We start from the raw sequence: 17,902 nt of genomic DNA, 5'->3' as shown, positions 1-17,902 counted from the left end.
TGAAAAGCCAGTGGGATTTACGGAGATGAATTTTGAAACAAAGCGGGGTTGGTGTAATGATGAAATTTGACGGAACAGAAAAAATCGGTGACATCGTCTCTCAGTTTCCCGGGGCCGGTCATTTATTCAGGGAATACGGCATTGATTTTTGTTGTGGAGGCAACCGGACCCTGTTGACCGCTCTTCGTCAGAAAGAAATAAATCCTGAATCGTTTCTCGGACGGTTGAATCAAGCTTACGAAAAAGCCAATCAACAACCAGATGGGAATACGGACTGGAGAAAAGCCCCTTACACGGATTTGATGAACCATATCGTTCACCATCATCATGCATACTTGAACGAAGAACTTCCTCTGCTTGGCGGGTTTACCACGAAAATTCTTCGTGTACACGGTCCGAAACATCCTGAACTTGCTGAATTGCACCGGTTGTTCCACCAATTAAAAATGGACTTGGAGCAACATTTGATTTCGGAAGAAGAAGTGGTTTTCCCGATGATTGCGGTTTTTGAAAAGACAGGTTCCAAACAGGTGATTGAAAAAGCGGTGCAAGCTGCAGATGACCTGGAATCGGAGCACAGTGAGACCGGGGAGCTCCTCAAGAAAATGAGAGAGGTTACCAATGGGTACAAACTGCCGGAAGGGGCGTGCCGGACATATGCATTGACCTTTCACATGCTTGAGAGGTTGGAAGCGGATTTGTTCCAACACATTCATTTGGAAAACAACATTTTGTTCCCGCGTCTTAAAAGCGAAATGAAATAAACAAAGAGCCCGTGAATCTTGGGATTCACGGGCTCTTCTTTGGCAGAAATCATCCATTGGCCGGTTTCGGCTGTTCGAAGAATTGTTGGTGCCTTTTCCCTTTCCAATACTTCCGGTAATAGATGTATTGCCCGAGAAGTGTGGCGAAATAGGAAACCGGATAAGCCATCCACACGCCGTATAAGCCAAACAGCCGGGAGAAGACAAACGCACATGGGATTTCCACCAAAAGGATGGTTGCGATAATGATGGCGGTGGGCCAGAAAACAGTACCGCTGGAGCGCATCAATCCGGATAAAATCACCGCATGGCCGAGCACGGTGAACGCCCACAAGGTGAAGAACAAAGACTTTTGCGTGATGTCAATGGTGGACGGGTCCGTCAAGAACATGGACAGGATCGGGCGGCTGAACACATAAATGAGAATGGTCAAAAAGCCGCCGACCACGTAGTTCAACCATACAGTGGTTTTGATTAATTCCTCCAGCTTTTCCTGAAGATTGGCCCCGATGAGTTGGGCGCCGAAGATGCCCACGGCGATCGACAAACTCATGGACGGAATGTGCACATAGTTAATGACTTGGTTAATGACTCCGTAAGCGGCCGTTGCCTTGGCCCCGAAATGGTTGACAAACGTGACAATGGCCAATTCCGAAACGGAGATGACAACCATTTGGATGCTGGTCGGCAACCCGATTTTTACCATCAATCGCAAAATTTGCGGGTTCAGTTTCAGCATTTTCAATGTATCTTTGTCCAAGGCAAGCGGGTGTTGCACTTTGAACAAATAAAGGATCAACAGGATAAACGTCACCAGGCTGGCGATGATTTGAGCCAGCGCCGCTCCTTCCAGCCCCATCTGCGGAACGCCCCATCCGAATAAAAACAGGGGGGTGAGCAAAATGGTCAGGGTTGTGCTGACGACCAGAAAATAAAAGGGCGTTTTCGAATCTCCGGTTCCCCGCAACAAGGTGGTGTAAATCACATAAGGAAACAAAAAGGGCAATCCCGTAAAAAGAACATGCATGAATTTGGAAGAATCGCTTTTAATCTCCTCCGAGATTCCCATGAGGGAGAGCAATTGGTCTGAAAATAACCAACCGATGATTAAAGATATGACTCCCAAAATAAAACTAAAAGTGAGCGAAGTGCCGACGGTTTCTTTCATTTTCTCCGTGTTTCTGCTTCCGAAAGCCTGCCCGATGAGCACGGAGCTGGCACTTCCCAGGCCAATCACAAAGGAGATCAAAAAGAAGGTCAGCGGAAATACCGTGCTGGCCGCTGCCAGAGCATTTTCTCCCAGCTGTTTTCCGATCAGAACGGAGCTGACCGTCCCGCCTAAAGATTGCAATGCATTGCTAAAAATTAATGGAATCAAAAACGGGATCATCGTCTTCCAAATCGGTAAAGAAAAATCTATCGAACGCTCTTTTTTGGATTCAGGGATTTTCCTGGCTGATATGGTTTGTTCTTGTTGAGACACGTTGATCCCCCTTTCTTTCAGGTCATTTTTTAGAGGGTTTCACAAAAAAACCCTTTAGCATCATACCATATTGTTTAAAGAAAATCTTTATGAAAATGATAATCTAATTTTATTTTTATTGTTCATAAAAGTAAATGATTGGCAAATAAAAACATGCCAGACATTTTGTCTGGCATGTTGGTTATAAGCGCGAAGGTTCGGGGAGCCAGTTTGAAGGTTTCTCGGGGGAATGGGAAGATGCGGATGATTCGTTCCGGCCGGGTTGGGAGGTGTCCATGACTTCGTTCAGGATCCGGCCTGCCAAGGAAGAGAAATGTGCATCGTCTCTTTGGCGGGGCCGGGGAAGAGTTACCGGAATGTCGGTTGCGACTTTGCCGTCTTTCAGCAAAATGACCCGGTCTGCCAGGGTCACTGCTTCTTCGACGTCATGCGTCACCAACAGAGCAGTGAATTTTTGTTCTTGCCACAGTTCTTCAATTAATTTTTGCATTTCGATCCGGGTGAATGCATCCAAAGCACCCAAGGGTTCATCCAACAACAAAAGGCGGGGGCGGCTGACCAGGGCACGGGCCAGCGCCACCCGTTGCCGTTGCCCGCCGGAGAGAATACGGGGCCATTCATCTTTATACGGAGAGAGTCCCACTTTTTCCAACATCAATTCGGTTTTTTCTTTTCGTTGCTGCTTGTTCCGGATGCCGAGGGCAACATTTTGGAAAACTTTTTTCCATGGCAACAGGCGGGATTCCTGAAACATCATGCGGGCCGCCGGATTGACTCCGGTCAGAAATTCTCCGTCTTGAATTATGTTTCCGCTGCTGGTTTTTTCGATTCCGGCAATCAATCGGAGCAATGTGCTTTTTCCGGTGCCGGAGCGGCCAACCACGGCGATGAATTCTCCCGGGTTGATTTGCAGGTTGATGTGATCCAGAATCAAACGGCCGTCGTATTGTTTTTGCAAGTCTTTCAAGTTGAGCCGGGTTCCGAAAGGTTGACGGTTCAGGTGAAACACCTCCTGAAAATTGCATGGTTACGGTGATTGGGTTTCCCGCCACTTCAGGCAACGGTTCTCCAACATTTTTGCCAAAAGGTCTGCCGCTTTTCCGAGCAGAGCATAGAGCAGAATGCTTAACACCACCACATCCATTTGCATAAATTCCCGGGCATTCATGGCCATGTAGCCGATGCCGGAGTCAAAGGAGATGGTTTCGGCCACGATCAGTGTCAGCCACATGATTCCCAAGGCATAGCGGAGCCCGATGAGGATGGAAGGCAACGCGTTGGGCAAAAGGATGTGCCAGAAAAAATACCAGGGGGTGAGTTGATAAATTTTGCCCACTTCAATCAATCCGGGATCGATGTGGCGGATACCGTGAAACGTGTTTAAATAGACGGGGAAGAAGACCCCGAGGGCAACCAGAAATAATTTGGATTCTTCCCCGATGCCAAACCACATGATGGCAAGCGGAATCAAAGCGAGATGAGGGATGTTGCGCAACATTTGCACCGTGGAATCCAAAAGCTTTTCAGCCACCCGGGAGATTCCGTTTAAAAATCCCAGCAACAGCCCGATCCCGCCGCCGATCCCCAATCCCAAAAGGGCCCGGACCGTGCTGTCGGCAATATGTTGCGGCAATTCCCCGGACCGGGTCAAGCGGACAGCCGCTTCAATCACCGTGAGGGGAGCCGGCAAGGTCCGGTCGGAAATCCAGCCGATACTGCAAAAAATTTGCCAGAGCACGATCAGCAGGGCCGGAACCAGCCAAGACAGGAGAAAATGAAATTTGCGTGCATAATGCCGGATGTTCATTTCACCCCTTCTTTCTTTTGCGGAAGATGATGATTGGCCACGATTTCCCCGAACGGGCTCACGGCGGACGGCCGGGAGTAAAGAGGACTGGCCGGAAGGGACAGTTCCGGGAACAGCCATTCCGCAACCCGGTAGGCCTCTTCCAGATGGGGGTAGCCGGACAAAATAAAGGTTTCGATTCCCAAATCGGCGTATTCCCGGATGCGTTTGGCAACCGTTTGCGGGTCCCCGACCAGCGCTGTGCCGGCGCCGCCCCGGACCAGGCCGATTCCGGCCCACAAATTGGGGCTGATTTCCAGATTGGATTTTTTGCCGTGATGAAGCCGGGTCATGCGTTGTTGGCCGACGGAATCAAAGCGGGAAAAAATATGTTGGGCATTGCGAATGGTCTCGTCATCCAGATGGCGGATCATTTCTTCGGCCGCCTTCCACGCTTCTTTTTCGGTTTCGCGGATGATGACATGCAAGCGAATGCCAAACGTTACGGTTCTTCCTTGTTGAGCGGCAAGCTTGCGGACTTGCTCAATTTTGGAAGCAACTTGGGACGGGGGTTCCCCCCATGTGAGATAGACATCCGCATGTTTTGCGGCCACTTGCATTCCCGCGGGAGAAGAGCCGCCGAAATACAAAGGCGGATGCGGATTTTGGATTGGGGGAAACAGCAGGCTCCCGCCTTTGATATGGAGATGGCGGCCGTGAAAATCCACTTTTTCCCCTTGCATGATCCGGCGAAAGACCGTTAAAAACTCATCAGTCAATTCATAGCGGGTGTCATGGTCGAGATGAATGCCGTCCCCGGCCAGTTCCACCGGATCTCCCCCGGTGACGACATTTAAGAGCAACCGTCCGTTGGACAAACGGTCAAAAGTGGCGGCCATGCGCGCAGAAGCCGAAGGGGAAATGATGCCCGGGCGTACCGCAACCAAAAATTTCATCCGTTTGGTGACCGAAAGCAAAGAGGACGCCACAATCCATGCATCCTCACAGGATCGTCCGGTGGGGATGAGCGCGCCGCTGAAGCCGAGATGATCCACGGCTTGAGCCACTTGAAGCAAATAAGGATACTCGGTGGCGCGCCCTCCGATCGATGTTCCCAAATAACGTCCGTCTCCATGGGTCGGGAGAAACCAAAACAGTTTCATCAATCTCATCCTTTCATTTTATTTTGGTGACCAAATCACATCGCGGACTTGGATGGATTTGGGGATCAGGCCGGTTTCATAGAAAGCCCGGGCGATTTGTTGTTGGTCCTGAACAACGTCCGGACTGATGGGTTCAATCCCGTATTTCGCCCGTCGGATGGCGATATCGACCGGCTTGAAATCCATCCCGATTTGTTTGGCGAGCAATTTGGCGGTTTGATCGGGATTTTGGTTAAACCATTCGGCTGATTTTTGCAATTCATCCAACAGGATCTGAATCTTGTCCGGATTCCCTTGTGCAAAGTCTTTGGACGAGAAATAGTAAGAACGGTTCGATGTGTATCCCTTTGCGTCCGTGAGGATCCGGACGTTCAAATCCGTCTGGGCATCGGCAAAATAAGGATCCCAAATGACCCATGCATCCACACTTTTTCTGATAAAAGCCGCTTTGGCATCCGCCGGCGGCAAATAAACCGGCCGGATATCCGAATACGAAAGCCCGGCTTTTTCCAATGCTTTAAGCAACAGATAATGAACATTGGAGCCCTTATTCAAAGCGACTTTCTTCCCTTTTAATTGCCGGATGTCATGAATGGGTGAGTCATCATGGACGACAATCGCTTCACCCTCGGGCCGTGGCTTGCCGGCTCCGATATACACCAGTGGGGTGCCCGCCGCTTGCGCAAAGATGGGAGGGGTGTTTCCCGTCTCCCCGATGTCAATGCTGCCGGCATGAAGGGCTTCCAGTAGTTGGGGACCGGCCGGAAATTGGATCCACTTTACCCGGATCCCCTGGGATTCGAAGCGTTTTTCCAAGGTTCCGCGGGCTTTCAAGATGCTTAGAACCCCGAATTTTTGGTAACCGATCCGGATTTCGTTTTTGTTGGCTTCACCGGACCGGCAACCAGCGGTCAGAGACAGTAATGCGATGAGAAGAACAACAGGAATCAATCGCAGGCGCATGTTATGTTTCACCTCTTGCTTTAAAAATGAAAAAAAGCCCCGACATCCCTGAATCCAAACAGGGTGTGGGGCCTCCAGTTTTCTGGTCGGCTGTTAAATGTTTTTTTGGTTGGGGTTTGCCCGGTCCGGAGAGGGACGGGATTTTTTCAAGGAGAAACGGTGTTTTTCCGTGCGGTCGATCTGCACAATGTTGGAATCATGGACCGTGATGACGACAGTCCCGTATTCGAGCCCTTCCAGTGATTTTTGAATGCGCAGCATTTGTTCATCCGAAACGGTTGACGGTCTCATCTTGGTTTTCACGCCCCTTTGACACTCGGAATTTGACCTTCCAGCAAGTCCTTCAAAGTGGTCTGTTCCAAACACCGGGCAACAGTGTCCCGGATGAAGGCCCATAAAGGTTTCAACAAACAACCTTCCTCCAGTGGACAGGGATCATAAGCGGTGACACTGACGCATCCCATGGGGGCCAACGGCCCTTCCAGCTGCCGGATCACTTCTCCGATAATGATTTGCTCGGGCGGTTTGCGCAGAAAATAACCGCCCCGGACTCCCCGTTTGCTTTGGACATAGCCGAGGTTTTTCAGCTGAAGCAGGATCTGCTCCAGATAGTTGAGCGGCACCCGGGTTTTTTCGGAGATTTCGGCGCCGGGGATGACTCCGGAATGCTGTGCGAGCAGAATGAGGGTGCGCAAGGCGTATTCGCCACGGGTTGAAACTTTCATCGTTCAATCCCCTTTGCAGTCAGAAACAAGCCAAAGAATCTTGAGTAAATTTGTCGACTTTTCGGCAAAGGTTTGGAAACGGGTGAAACAAGCCGTTTTTGAATGAATTGTTCGTTTCATTATATTCTTTTGAAATTAATGTATTACAAATCTTAGTCCGGGTCAATCGTTATTTTCATAATTTCTCATCGATTTACTATGATTTTATTTTCTGTGATCCGGACAAAATTCATTTTATGAAGCAGATCAGCCGATTTCACAGCCGGGAGCGGTTTTTTGTTAAAATGAAATTAGTATTTTCTGAATTTACCGGGAGGAGATCATGATTCGACTGCAGGAAATCTTAAAGAAAGTGGATGTTTTTCTTCATCCGGAGGATAGCGTGCGGGATGCCGCCGCAAAATTGCTCCGTTCCCCGTCAGAGGCCATCCCCGTGGTGGATCCCCGCGGAACATTTCTGGGCGCCGTCACCCGGGACCATTTGCTGCAAATGGTTTTGCGAAAGCTGCCGCTTCATGCCCCGATCCAAGATCATTTTCCGCAGGATGACTCGTTTGCTGTTTCCAATCCCTCTTGGGAAGAAATCTTGGAAAAAATGGTTCACAGTCAGGTGGAAACCGTTTTTGTGCTGGACCGGGAAGGACAAGTCACCGGTTCGCTTTCCCGGTCGGACCTTCTCAGGATGCTGTTTTCCCGGTGCCGGATGATGGAGAGGATCCTGGAACAAGGAAGTGACGGCTGGTTTTTGGTGAATGAAGAGGAGAAAATGGTTTTTGCCAACCAAAACCTGCTTGAACTCATGGCTTGTTCCGGGAAAGAATGGCTGGGAAAACCGATCGGCCAATTGCTTCCCGGACTGAAGCTGAAAGACATGATGAAAACGGGAAAGGCAGAAGTGTCCGGGTGGTTGGAAGCCAACGGCATCCGGTATCTGGTTCACGGTTGCCCGGTTTTTGAAAACGGGAAGGTGGCGGGGGTGGCCGGAAAAGTGATCTACCGGCATTGGGATCAAATCAAGAAGCGGTTGGAACAGCTGGACGAAGGGTTAAACGCGGAAACCGGCGGAAAGAGGCAGACCAAGCCGTCCCTTTTTACTTGGAAACAGGTAATCAGCCGTGATCCGGAAGTGGAGCGGTTAAAGTGGTGTGCCCGAAAAGCGGCGGCCGGGGATTCAACCATCCTGATCCGCGGGGAAAGCGGAACCGGGAAAGAACTGGTGGCCCATGCCATTCATGTTGACAGTCCGCGCAGAAACGGACCGTTTGTCACCGTCAATTGTGCGGCTGTTCCCGAACATTTAATGGAAGCGGAATTTTTCGGATACGATGAGGGGGCATTTACCGGAGCCGGAAAGAAAGGAAAGCCCGGCAAATTGGAATTGGCGGATGGTGGCACGTTGTTTTTGGATGAAATTGGAGACATGTCTTTGAAACTGCAAGCCAAACTGCTCCGGGTGCTGGAGGAAAAATCATTTTACCGGGTCGGCGGCACCAGACGGATTGAAACCGATGTCCGGATCATCGCCGCGACCAATCAATGCCTGGAAGAGATGATCCGAAAGGGAACGTTCCGGGAGGATCTTTTTTACCGGTTGAACGTCATTGCGCTAAACATCCCGCCGCTGAGAAAACGGAAGCAGGATATTTTGCCGTTGTGCCGCCACTTTGTCAAAGAACTGAATCAAAAGCTGAGGACCGCCATCACCGGAATCGATCCGGAAGCGGAACAGATTTTGTTGAATTATCATTGGCCCGGCAATGTCCGTGAATTAAAAAACACCTTGGAACGGGCGATGATTTTTGCCGGGCATGGCATCATCCGGTGGCAGGATCTCCCCTCTCCCCTGCGGGACCTGAAAGAAACCGCATGCCAAAAGGAGGATGGTTTGCTGAAACAAGCCGAAAAAAATGCAATCTGCCAGGCGCTTTTGGAGACGGGAGGCAATAAAGTGAAAGCGGCCCGTCTGTTGGGAATCAGCCGTTCTGTTTTATACGAAAAATTGAAAAAGTATGAACTGTCCAGTGCGTTTTGAAAGAAAAAACCCCCGGGGGCCATCCTGCTGTCCGGAATCCGGACACCGGCCTTGGGCAAGTGTCCGGTTTTTCGGAGCCAACCCGCTCCGGGAGAAAGGGAGTGAAGGATTTTCCGGCCTTTTTCCCCGCACACTGTTGGCATTGGATTTGCTTATTTGTAAGGATGGATAACAAGGAATCTGGGGGGATTTTGGGGAATGCGTGCCACCATGATGAATTATCCGCTGACGTTGTCGCATTTATTGGAAAGGGCCAATGATTTGTATGGTTCTGTTGAAATCGTCTCCCGAATGCCGGACCGTTCGTTGCATCGGTACACTTACGCGGATTTTTACCGGCGTGCCCGGATGTTGGCCGGCGCATTGGAACAAGCCGGCTTGAAAAAAGGGGACCGGGTGGCCACCTTGATGTGGAATCATTATATACACCTGGAAGCGTATCTTGGTGTCCCGGTGGCCGGCGGGGTTTTGCACACGCTGAATTTGCGCCTTCATCCCACGGAAATTGCTTATATCATCCGGCATGCGGGGGACCGGTTTTTGATCGTCGATGATATCCTTTTGCCGCTTCTGGAAAAATTCCGGGATCAAATTGACGTGGAAAAGATCTTTGTTGTCCCGCTCACCGGCCAACCGGTTCCTTCCTTCGCTGAAGATTACGAACAGTTCCTGGTGAGTGCCGGCGATTCCTTTTCTTATGCCAGGCTGGACGAAAATGACGCCGCGGTGATGTGCTATACTTCCGGAACAACCGGAAAGCCGAAAGGCGTGGTTTATTCCCACCGGGCTTTGGTGCTGCATTCCTTTATGTTGGGGCTCAAAGACGGGTTGGGGATTTCCGGTGAGGATGCCGGGATGCCCATTGTTCCCATGTTTCATGTCAATGCCTGGGGTCTTCCTTTTGTTTCGGTGATGTTGGGCGTCAAGCAAGTGTTTCCCGGTCCGTTCCTGGATGCCGAAAGCCTTCTGGACTTGATGGAAAAAGAAAGAGTGACCTTTGCGGCCGGGGTTCCCACCATCTGGTTTGATGTGTTGAACAAGCTGGACGAAAATCCGGACCGGTGGGATCTGGATCCGGAGCTCAAGCTTTTGATCGGAGGGGCTGCCCCACCGGAATCGTTGATCCGGGGATTGGAACGGCATCGCTTGCAAGCGGTGCACGGATGGGGAATGACCGAGACCACGCCGGTGGCCACCGTATCCCATTTGAAGCCTCATTTAAAAGAAAGACCGGCCGATGAACAATTGGCATACAAATTAAAACAGGGATTGCCCGTTCCGTTTGTCGAAATCCGGGTGATGGACGGGGATCGGGAAGTCCCCTGGGATGGAAAAACGATGGGAGAGCTCCAAATCCGCGGTCCTTGGGTTACCGCCGGTTATTATAACCGTCCGGATGCCAAAGAGGTGTTGACAGACGATGGTTGGTTTCAAACCGGGGATGTGGCAACGATTGATCCGGAAGGTTATATGAAGATCACCGACCGGACAAAAGATCTGATCAAATCCGGGGGGGAGTGGATCAGTTCTGTGGATTTGGAAAATGAACTGATGGCCCATCCTTCGGTCAAGGAAGCCGCGGTGATCGCCATGCCGCATCCCAAATGGCAGGAGCGCCCGCTGGCAGTCGTCGTGCTGAAAGAAGGAAAAAAAGCCGGCAAAGAGGAGTTGCGTGCATTTTTGGCTTCGAAGTTCAGTAAATGGTGGCTGCCGGATGAGTTTGTTTTTACGGATTCCATCCCGCGCACCTCAGCGGGGAAATTCTCTAAAATGGAATTGCGTAAGAAATATATCAAAGGTTGATTCACTTTTTAAAGGGGGAACGCTTCGTTCATGTACCCAACCATCGGGAAGATCCTGGAGCAAACGGTTCAAAAGGATCCGGACAAAGAAGCGCTGTTTGATGCAGAGAAGAACCGGCGATTTACTTACCGGATGTGGGATCGCGAAGTGAACCGGCTGGCCCAGGCGTTTTTGGCGGCCGGGGTGAACAAAGGGGACCGGGTTACCACATACCTTTTTAATTCCGTGGAGTTGGTCACTGCTTTCTTTGCCTGTGCCAAAATCGGCGCGGTCTTCAACCCGGTCAATTTCCGTTTGACGGCCGAAGAAGTGGCTTATATTTTGCATGATGCCGAACCCAAAATTGTTTTGTTTGAAAAAGCCTTGGAAAATCCGATTGCAAAGATTTACGGGAGATTTCCCCGGACTTCGTTTTGGATGACGGACGGGGACCCTCCCCATTATGCTGAAAGTTACCATGAACGGGTCCGGCTGGCTCCGGATGACCGGCCGGAAGCGGAGGTGTCGGAAGAGGACCTGTACGGCATCATGTACACCAGCGGAACCACCGGCCGGCCCAAAGGTGTGATGCACCGCCATCGCGACATGATTGAGCAAAGCCTGATCATGTTGGCGATGATGCGTTTGACTCCGAAAGACCGGGGGCTGGTGACTGCTCCCATGTTTCATTGCGCCGAACTGCATTGTGCGTTTTTGCCGAGGGTGCATATCGGAGCCGGACAGGTGATCATGCGCCAATTTGATCCGAAACGGGTATTAAAGCTGGTGCAGGAGGAGAAGGTCACCGTCTTTTTTGCCGCTCCCACCATGTGGAACATGTTGTTGCAGGAAGATTTGTCGCGGTACTGTTTGTCGTCGTTGCGCCTGGGGTTGTACGGCGGGGCTCCCATGGCTCCGGCATTGATTCAACGTTGCCGGGAGAAGCTCGGCATCGGTTTGGTTCAGGCCTACGGAATGACGGAAATGGGACCGGCGGTCACCTTTTTGTTGGAAGAGGAACAGATCACCAAAGCCGGGTCTGCCGGAAAGCCTTGTTTAAACCATGAGGTCCGGGTGGTGCGTGTCAGGGAAGGGGCGCCGTCGGATCCGGAGAATGTGCTCAAACCCGGTGAGACCGGGGAGATTCTCGTCCGGGGATCTTGCATGATGAAAGGATATTACCGCAACGAAGAGGAGACCCGCAAATCGCTGCATCAAGGGTGGTACCATACCGGGGATCTGGGTTATGTGGATGAAGACGGATATTTGTGGGTGGCCGACCGTTTGGATGATATGATCATCAGTGGCGGGGAAAACATTTATCCGCGGGAAGTGGAGGATGTGCTGTATGAGCACCCCGGGGTGTTGGATGTGGCGGTGTTGGGGGAACCGGATGAAACTTGGGGAGAGCGGGTGGTGGCTTATGTCGTCAAAAAAGACCAGGGGGTGACGGCAGACGCATTGGACCGGTTTTGCCGGCAAAGCGAAAAACTGGCCCGTTACAAACGGCCGAGAGAATACCGGTTTGTCAAGCAGCTTCCCCGCAACGCCAGCGGGAAAATTCAGAAGTTTCTTTTGCGCAACCAACACAAAAACCAAGCCTGATGAAACGTGAAAAAAGAAAAAAGGAGCGATGGACCATGCGGGAGGCAGTCATCATCGAAGCAGTTCGCACGCCGATTGGGCGGCGAAACGGCGCTTTAAGCGGAATCCGCCCGGACGATTTGGCGGCTATGGTGTTGAAAGAGGTGGTCCGGCGGGCCGGAATCCCTCCGGAACTGGTGGAAGATGTGTTGATGGGGTGTGTGACGCAAACCGGCGAACAAGCAAGAGATATCGGGAGATTGGCTGCATTGATCGCCGGATTTCCGGTAGATGTGCCCGGGGTCACCATCGACCGGCAATGCGGTTCCAGCCAGCAAGCCGTCCATTTTGCGGCCCAGGCGATTTTAAGCGGGGATATGGATGTGGTCGTGGCGGCCGGCGTGGAAAGCATGTCCCGCGTGCCGATGTCTTCCAATTTTCAAGGCGCCGCCTTCAGTAAACAACTTACCTCCCGGTATGAGATGATCCATCAAGGCTTGTCGGCGGAGCGCATTGCCGACAAATGGGGGTTTTCACGGGAGCAACTGGACGAATTTTCCCTCCTGAGCCATGAAAAAGCAGTCCAGGCACGCAAAGAAGGGCGTTTCAAGCAAGAGATCATGCCGGTTGCCGTCCGGTTGCCCGACGGAAGCGAACAGGTGATGGATCAGGACGAAGGGCCGCGGGAAGACACTTCCATGGAAAAACTGGCCGCTTTGTCCCCTTCCTTTGTGGAGAACGGAAAAATTCATGCCGGCAACTCCAGCCAAATCAGTGACGGCGCGGCGGCTATTTTGTTGATGTCCCGCGAAAAAGCGGAACAGCTGGGGTTAAAGCCCCGCTTTCGCATCTTGTCCCGTGTGGTGACCGGGTCCGATCCGACCCTGATGCTGACCGGACCCATTCCGGCAACGGAAAAGGTGCTTAAAAAAGCGGGATTGAAATTGGAAGAGATCGATCTTTTTGAAGTGAATGAAGCCTTTGCGCCGGTGCCGCTCGCTTGGCTTTGTGAAACGGGCGCCGATCCGGAAAAATTGAATCCCAACGGCGGGGCGATTGCACTCGGACATCCGCTCGGGGCTTCGGGAGCCCGATTGATGACGACCCTGGTGCATGAATTGGAACGAAGCGGCGGCCGGTACGGACTGCAAACCATGTGCGAGGGATACGGCATGGCCAATGCAACCATTATTGAACGGCTGGACGGATAAAAGGGTGAAAATGAGAAAAGGACGGTTGAACCTGCAGCTCAACCGTCCTTTTTATTTGATCAACCGTTGGCGCAGGGCTTTGGCAACCGCTTCGGCCCGGTTTTTGGCGTGCAGTTTTTTAAAGACCGACCGGATATATTCATTCACGGTGTGTTCGCTGATTTTCAGTTTGGCGGCGATCTGTTTGGTGCTTAATCCGTCGGCGCTGAACCGGAGAATTTGCTTTTCCCGGTGGGTGAGCGGGGAGGAAAGTTGAAGGGGCGACGCGTTGGCATAAAGTTTGGTGCGTAAATTCCGGGATACGCGGGTCAACAGGGAGCGGATGATTTCGATGGTGGTTTGTGAAACGTCGAAAGGCCTTCCGTTTTGATCCAACAAAAGCACCCCGGTGACATGATGGTTCTCTTCAAACAAAGGAGCGACCAAAAGAGAAGTTAAACGGAAATGCCGGATGTGATGTTTCGGCAGCAGATGGTGAACCTGCCGGAAATACACCGGGCGTTTGACATCAAACAATTTGGAAATCCCAGGCACATTCTGTTCGGATTCATGAATCCGCTGAATTTCTTCCAACGGCACATTATACGAGCAAATCCCTTCCACCTTCTTTAATAAGGGATAGTACCAAAAAAAGGCGCTGCGTTGAAAGCCGGTCAGGCGGCAGATTTGTTTCATGCTGGTGAGCAAGGTTTCCTTGACGCCGCTGGTGGAAAGCAACGTGTCATCAAATTCCAGAATCGCTTCATATTGCCGGAGGGTGTCATACAACGGGCCGCTGGTATATTGCCGGGAAAACTGCAGGGCATGCCGGATCCAACTCGCAATTTCCCGGGCATAAGACCGGGACAAAGCATTTTTGCTGCCTGAAATGGCCAGCGTGAGATGTTGGTTGACGGGTTCGGTGAACCCCCGGGCTTTTCCCTGGAGGATGCGACGGACAAATAAAGTTTGTCTCTCCGTGGGGTATGCCGCAACCCATCGGTTGTTCCGCGGATGATGGACTGCCAGGTCCAGAATTTTTCCTTCGGAAGTGAGCACCGCCATTTTGCTCCACCGGACATCCGGACGGATTTTTAATCCTTGCAGCAGTTGAACCAGCGGGGAATGAGACCGGATGTGAGGAGAATCAAAAGCGCGGAGTGACAAAAACGGCCGTTGCATCAGGGCCAGGTTGATGTTCATGCACAGCGTGTGGATCTTGTGAAAGGCCTGTTGGACAAACGAAGGATCTTGCGATTCCATGACCAATTCCATGAGGATTTGTTCCAAGGATCCGACGGCAAACATCCAATGTTTCGGATCGACGGCCGGTGATTCACCCATCATCCGTTGTTGCAACCGGTCAATCCAAGCGTTTTCGTCGGAAAATGCGAGATCCAGGTGATCAAGCAGGAAAGAGAAGAGACGGGACAGAGCGGCTTTTTGTTCATCCGGGGCATTCCACTTGGATAATTTCAAATGCCATCGTGCCAAACATTCCGGATATCTGCCGGAGATCAGATCAAGCAGTTGCTCTATTTCCATGGCCAACCCCCTAAAAACCTTGGTTTTAGGGGTATTATAACCCAGAATTTCAGGGATTGTCCAAATATTTCAAATAAAATAACATTTAATTGAAATGGTTGGATGTGTGTAAAGAAGGAGCGCAAAGGCGTTTTGCTGTTGTAAGCGGTGACATCTTGTTTGAATCATTGAGGGGGGAACGATTGTGCGGGAACTGAAAACAACCGGTGAAAAGGGATTGGATCATTCGCTTTTGCCCATGCGGTTATATCACAAGGCGAAAAAGTTGGGGGTCTGGGATCCGAAAGACATTGATTTTACCCAAGATAAAGAAACATGGCAAACCTTCACGGACGATGAAAAAGAAGCGAGTCTTCGCTTGGGGGCGATGTTTCAGGCGGGGGAAGAAGCAGTGACCCGGGATTTGCTTCCGCTCATCCGGGTGATTTCCATGGAAGGGCGTTTGGAAGAGGAATTGTATTTGACGACATTTCTGTTTGAAGAAGCGAAACATACCGAGGTATTCCGGAGGTTTTTGGATGAAGTGGTCGGCGGGGCCGGGGATTTGACGATTTATCATCAGAGCCACTTTAAGAAAATTTTTTACGAGTACCTGCCGCAGGCGATGGAACGTCTGATTGATGATCCGTCACCGGAAGCGCAGGCGGAAGCTTCGGTTACTTATAACATGGTGGTGGAAGGAATCCTGGCCGAATCCGGTTATCATGCATTTTATACCGCATTAAAGGGACAACTGGCCATGCCCGGGATGTTTGAAGCCGTTACGAATTTGAAACGAGACGAAGCCCGGCATATCAGTTACGGGAGCTATCTTTTGCAGCGGCTCATTTCAGAGCATGATCACATATGGGATGTGGTTGTCAAACGGATGGAGTTGCTGCTTCCGCATGCAATTGGTGTGGTGGATGAAATCTTCGGCACGATGGATCCGTTTCCGTTTGATCTCAAAAAAGATGACATTGTTGCTTTTGCAATGAAACAGTTTCAAACACGCATGGAAGTGCTCCGGCGGGCGCGCGGAAAAACGCCGGATGAAATTTATTCCATCAGCGAAAAAGATGTCGGCTTGACGGATGAATAATTTTGCATTGGATCAGGCGGACCCGGTGTCCGCCTGTCTTAATCTTTGGAAGGGGGGATGGGTGTGTCCGTCGTGTCGGCGAAAGAGGTTTCGGATTTGGAGTTGGATCAGGCGAGGCGGGAAATTCTTGAAATGCGTTTGAAAATCACGAGAAGTCAACGGTATCGCACCATTGCCGGAATCTTTGCCAAGCACGGGTTGCTTCACTTGTTGGAAGACCGCGGGTTGTTCCGGCTGTTTTTTAAAAAGCGGACCCGGGAAGAAGAAGAAAAACTGCACCGGTTCGGACGCAGGCTGCGGATGGTTTTTGAGGAACTGGGTCCCACTTTTATCAAACTGGGACAAGTTCTTGTTTCCCGGCAGGAAATCATTCCCGAGCCGGTGACGACGGAACTTTCGGAGTTGTTAAACGAAGTTCCTCCCATGCCTTTCCGCTATATGGCCGCGGTGATGGAAGACGGGCTTCCGGAAGGATTAAAGGAGTTTGAGTGGATTGACCCGGAACCGGTCGGATCCGCTTCATTGGCCCAAGTGTACCGTGCACAATTAAAGGATGGACGGGTTTGTGCCGTCAAAGTGGTCCGCCCCATCGTGGACAAACTGTTTGAAACGGATATTTCCATCATCCAAAAATTTGCCGGCCGGTTGCAAAAAAGGCTCCCTCCCCCATACGCAGCTTCAGTGGATTTAAACGGGTTGGTCCGTGATTATTACAGCAGTTCGACCAACGAACTGGACATGCTGGCCGAAGCCCGGACCATGAAAGAGCACCGGGAGATGATGAAGGATTTTGAGACCATTTCCGTCCCCGAAGTGTACAAGGTTTCAAAAAATGTCCTGGTGATGGAGTATGTGGACGGTTGGAATCTCAAAGAATTTCCGGTGGATTTTCTCACGTTTGAAGAACGGTTTATGCGGATGGTCGATTTGGCCCATTATTATGTCAAAACGTTTTCCGAAGGATATTATCATGGTGATCCGCACGGTTCCAACATCATGATCGATAAGCACACGAAAAAGGCGTATGTGATTGACTGGGGAATGGTTGGGCGGGTGGATTCCCTCCATACCGAAGCCATTTTCCGCATGTTGCTTCACACCCGCTTGAATCAGGCGGAAGATGCGGCGGAAGCCGTTTTGGATATTATCCAACCGACGCCTTACACCGATCCGATCCGCTTAAAAGATCAGTTGCGTTCCCATTTTGTGCACTATGTGAACAGTGATCAGGCGGGCAAATACAATTGGGGGAATCTCTTGATCCAGGCGATTGTGATCGGGGTGAAAAACCATTGCCGCATTCCCAATGCCATGGCTTTGTGGGCAAAAGGATTCACGGCCGCAGAAGGGACGGCACGGTGGTTGTGCCCGGAAATCAGTTACCACACGGTTGTGGAATCGGCCGATGTGCAAATCTTGAAAAGCTGGTTGTCGCGGAGGTTTAACTACCGGGCCAATGCCAGTTGGATCAGTGAAGTGGCGAAGCTGACCGGCACTTTGCCGCGCAGGCTGAACAAAATCCTGGAGCGGCTTGCGTGGAATGACTGGAAAGTGGTGGTGGAAAACCGGACCGATGATCATTTGGTCCGGCAAATGAACAAGATGGTCAACCGGATGGCGTTGGCTTGGCTGGCAAGCGGCTTATTCGTGGGATCGGCAGTTTTTCTTGCTTTTGGAAATGAATGGATGCAGTCAGTCCAGTCGATCAAATGGTTGATGCAAGGAATGCTGTGGGGGGCATCGGCGCTGAGTGTTTACCTGTTATGGAGAGTGTTCCGTTCCAAAAGAGCTTGACGGGATGACG

The 17,902-nt window shown here is 51.1% G+C and carries 15 protein-coding genes; 7 read left to right on the top strand and 8 right to left on the bottom strand.

Going from position 1 to position 17,902, the window contains the following annotated elements; genetic code table 11:
- The first annotated feature begins 59 nt into the window (after positions 1-59).
- Positions 60-764: an iron-sulfur cluster repair di-iron protein gene (gene ric / locus H1R82_RS09070; RefSeq protein WP_232333877.1), complete on the top strand. Its 705-nt coding sequence runs from the start codon at positions 60-62 to the stop codon at positions 762-764.
- 49 nt (positions 765-813) lie between these two features.
- On the opposite strand, the gene H1R82_RS09065 is transcribed toward ric, so the two are convergent.
- From H1R82_RS09065 to H1R82_RS09035, 7 genes are all read right to left on the bottom strand, one after another.
- Entirely contained in the window at positions 814-2,247 is a 1,434-nt protein-coding gene (locus tag H1R82_RS09065; RefSeq protein ID WP_309544811.1) for an MATE family efflux transporter, read from the bottom strand.
- Positions 2,248-2,428: 181 nt separating this feature from the next.
- A complete protein-coding gene (locus H1R82_RS09060; protein ID WP_181731849.1) occupies positions 2,429-3,247 on the bottom strand; it encodes an ABC transporter ATP-binding protein in 819 nt (272 codons plus the stop codon).
- Between the two features lie 27 nt (positions 3,248-3,274).
- The gene (locus H1R82_RS09055) at positions 3,275-4,054 is read right to left on the bottom strand and encodes an ABC transporter permease subunit (RefSeq protein WP_181731814.1); all 780 of its coding nucleotides are present in this window, start codon (positions 4,052-4,054) and stop codon (positions 3,275-3,277) included.
- On the bottom strand, positions 4,051-5,196 hold the full coding sequence (gene ssuD / locus H1R82_RS09050) for an FMNH2-dependent alkanesulfonate monooxygenase (protein WP_037993580.1): 1,146 nt from the start codon (positions 5,194-5,196) through the stop codon (positions 4,051-4,053). Before ssuD ends, H1R82_RS09055 begins: the two co-directional genes overlap by 4 nt.
- Before the next feature lie 18 nt (positions 5,197-5,214).
- Positions 5,215-6,159: a sulfonate ABC transporter substrate-binding protein gene (locus H1R82_RS09045; RefSeq protein ID WP_181731813.1), complete on the bottom strand. Its 945-nt coding sequence runs from the start codon at positions 6,157-6,159 to the stop codon at positions 5,215-5,217.
- Between the two features lie 93 nt (positions 6,160-6,252).
- Positions 6,253-6,450: a YezD family protein gene (locus tag H1R82_RS09040; RefSeq protein ID WP_181731812.1), complete on the bottom strand. Its 198-nt coding sequence runs from the start codon at positions 6,448-6,450 to the stop codon at positions 6,253-6,255.
- A gap of 8 nt (positions 6,451-6,458) precedes the next feature.
- Positions 6,459-6,884, bottom strand: a complete 426-nt coding sequence (locus tag H1R82_RS09035; RefSeq protein WP_181731811.1) for an RrF2 family transcriptional regulator — start codon at positions 6,882-6,884, stop codon at positions 6,459-6,461.
- 322 nt (positions 6,885-7,206) lie between these two features.
- Here H1R82_RS09035 and H1R82_RS09030 point away from each other — a divergent pair, with 322 nt between their 5' ends.
- The 4 genes from H1R82_RS09030 (at position 7,207) to H1R82_RS09015 (ending at position 13,493) form a co-directional block, all read left to right on the top strand.
- Positions 7,207-8,916 (top strand): sigma-54-dependent Fis family transcriptional regulator, encoded by a 1,710-nt coding sequence (locus H1R82_RS09030; RefSeq protein WP_181731810.1) that lies wholly within the window; start codon positions 7,207-7,209, stop codon positions 8,914-8,916.
- 198 nt (positions 8,917-9,114) lie between these two features.
- A complete protein-coding gene (locus tag H1R82_RS09025; protein WP_181731809.1) occupies positions 9,115-10,719 on the top strand; it encodes a long-chain fatty acid--CoA ligase in 1,605 nt (534 codons plus the stop codon).
- A gap of 30 nt (positions 10,720-10,749) precedes the next feature.
- The gene (locus H1R82_RS09020) at positions 10,750-12,303 is read left to right on the top strand and encodes a fatty acid--CoA ligase (RefSeq protein ID WP_181731808.1); all 1,554 of its coding nucleotides are present in this window, start codon (positions 10,750-10,752) and stop codon (positions 12,301-12,303) included.
- A gap of 35 nt (positions 12,304-12,338) precedes the next feature.
- A complete protein-coding gene (locus H1R82_RS09015; protein ID WP_181731807.1) occupies positions 12,339-13,493 on the top strand; it encodes a thiolase family protein in 1,155 nt (384 codons plus the stop codon).
- 51 nt (positions 13,494-13,544) lie between these two features.
- Here the strand turns inward: H1R82_RS09015 and H1R82_RS09010 are convergent, their stop codons facing one another.
- Entirely contained in the window at positions 13,545-15,017 is a 1,473-nt protein-coding gene (locus H1R82_RS09010; protein ID WP_181731806.1) for a LuxR C-terminal-related transcriptional regulator, read from the bottom strand.
- A gap of 184 nt (positions 15,018-15,201) precedes the next feature.
- On the opposite strand from H1R82_RS09010, the gene H1R82_RS09005 reads away from it, so the two are divergent.
- On the top strand, positions 15,202-16,098 hold the full coding sequence (locus H1R82_RS09005) for a R2-like ligand-binding oxidase (protein WP_181731805.1): 897 nt from the start codon (positions 15,202-15,204) through the stop codon (positions 16,096-16,098).
- A gap of 57 nt (positions 16,099-16,155) precedes the next feature.
- Positions 16,156-17,892 carry an ABC1 kinase family protein gene (locus tag H1R82_RS09000; RefSeq protein WP_181731804.1) on the top strand — a complete coding sequence of 579 codons (1,737 nt, stop codon included), beginning with the start codon at positions 16,156-16,158 and terminating at the stop codon, positions 17,890-17,892.
- The last annotated feature ends 10 nt before the right edge of the window (positions 17,893-17,902 follow it).

Source organism: Thermoactinomyces intermedius, assembly GCF_013912365.1.
GTDB classification, from domain to species: Bacteria; Bacillota; Bacilli; order Thermoactinomycetales; family Thermoactinomycetaceae; genus Thermoactinomyces; species Thermoactinomyces intermedius.
This window is presented reverse-complemented; position numbering and strand designations above follow the sequence as displayed.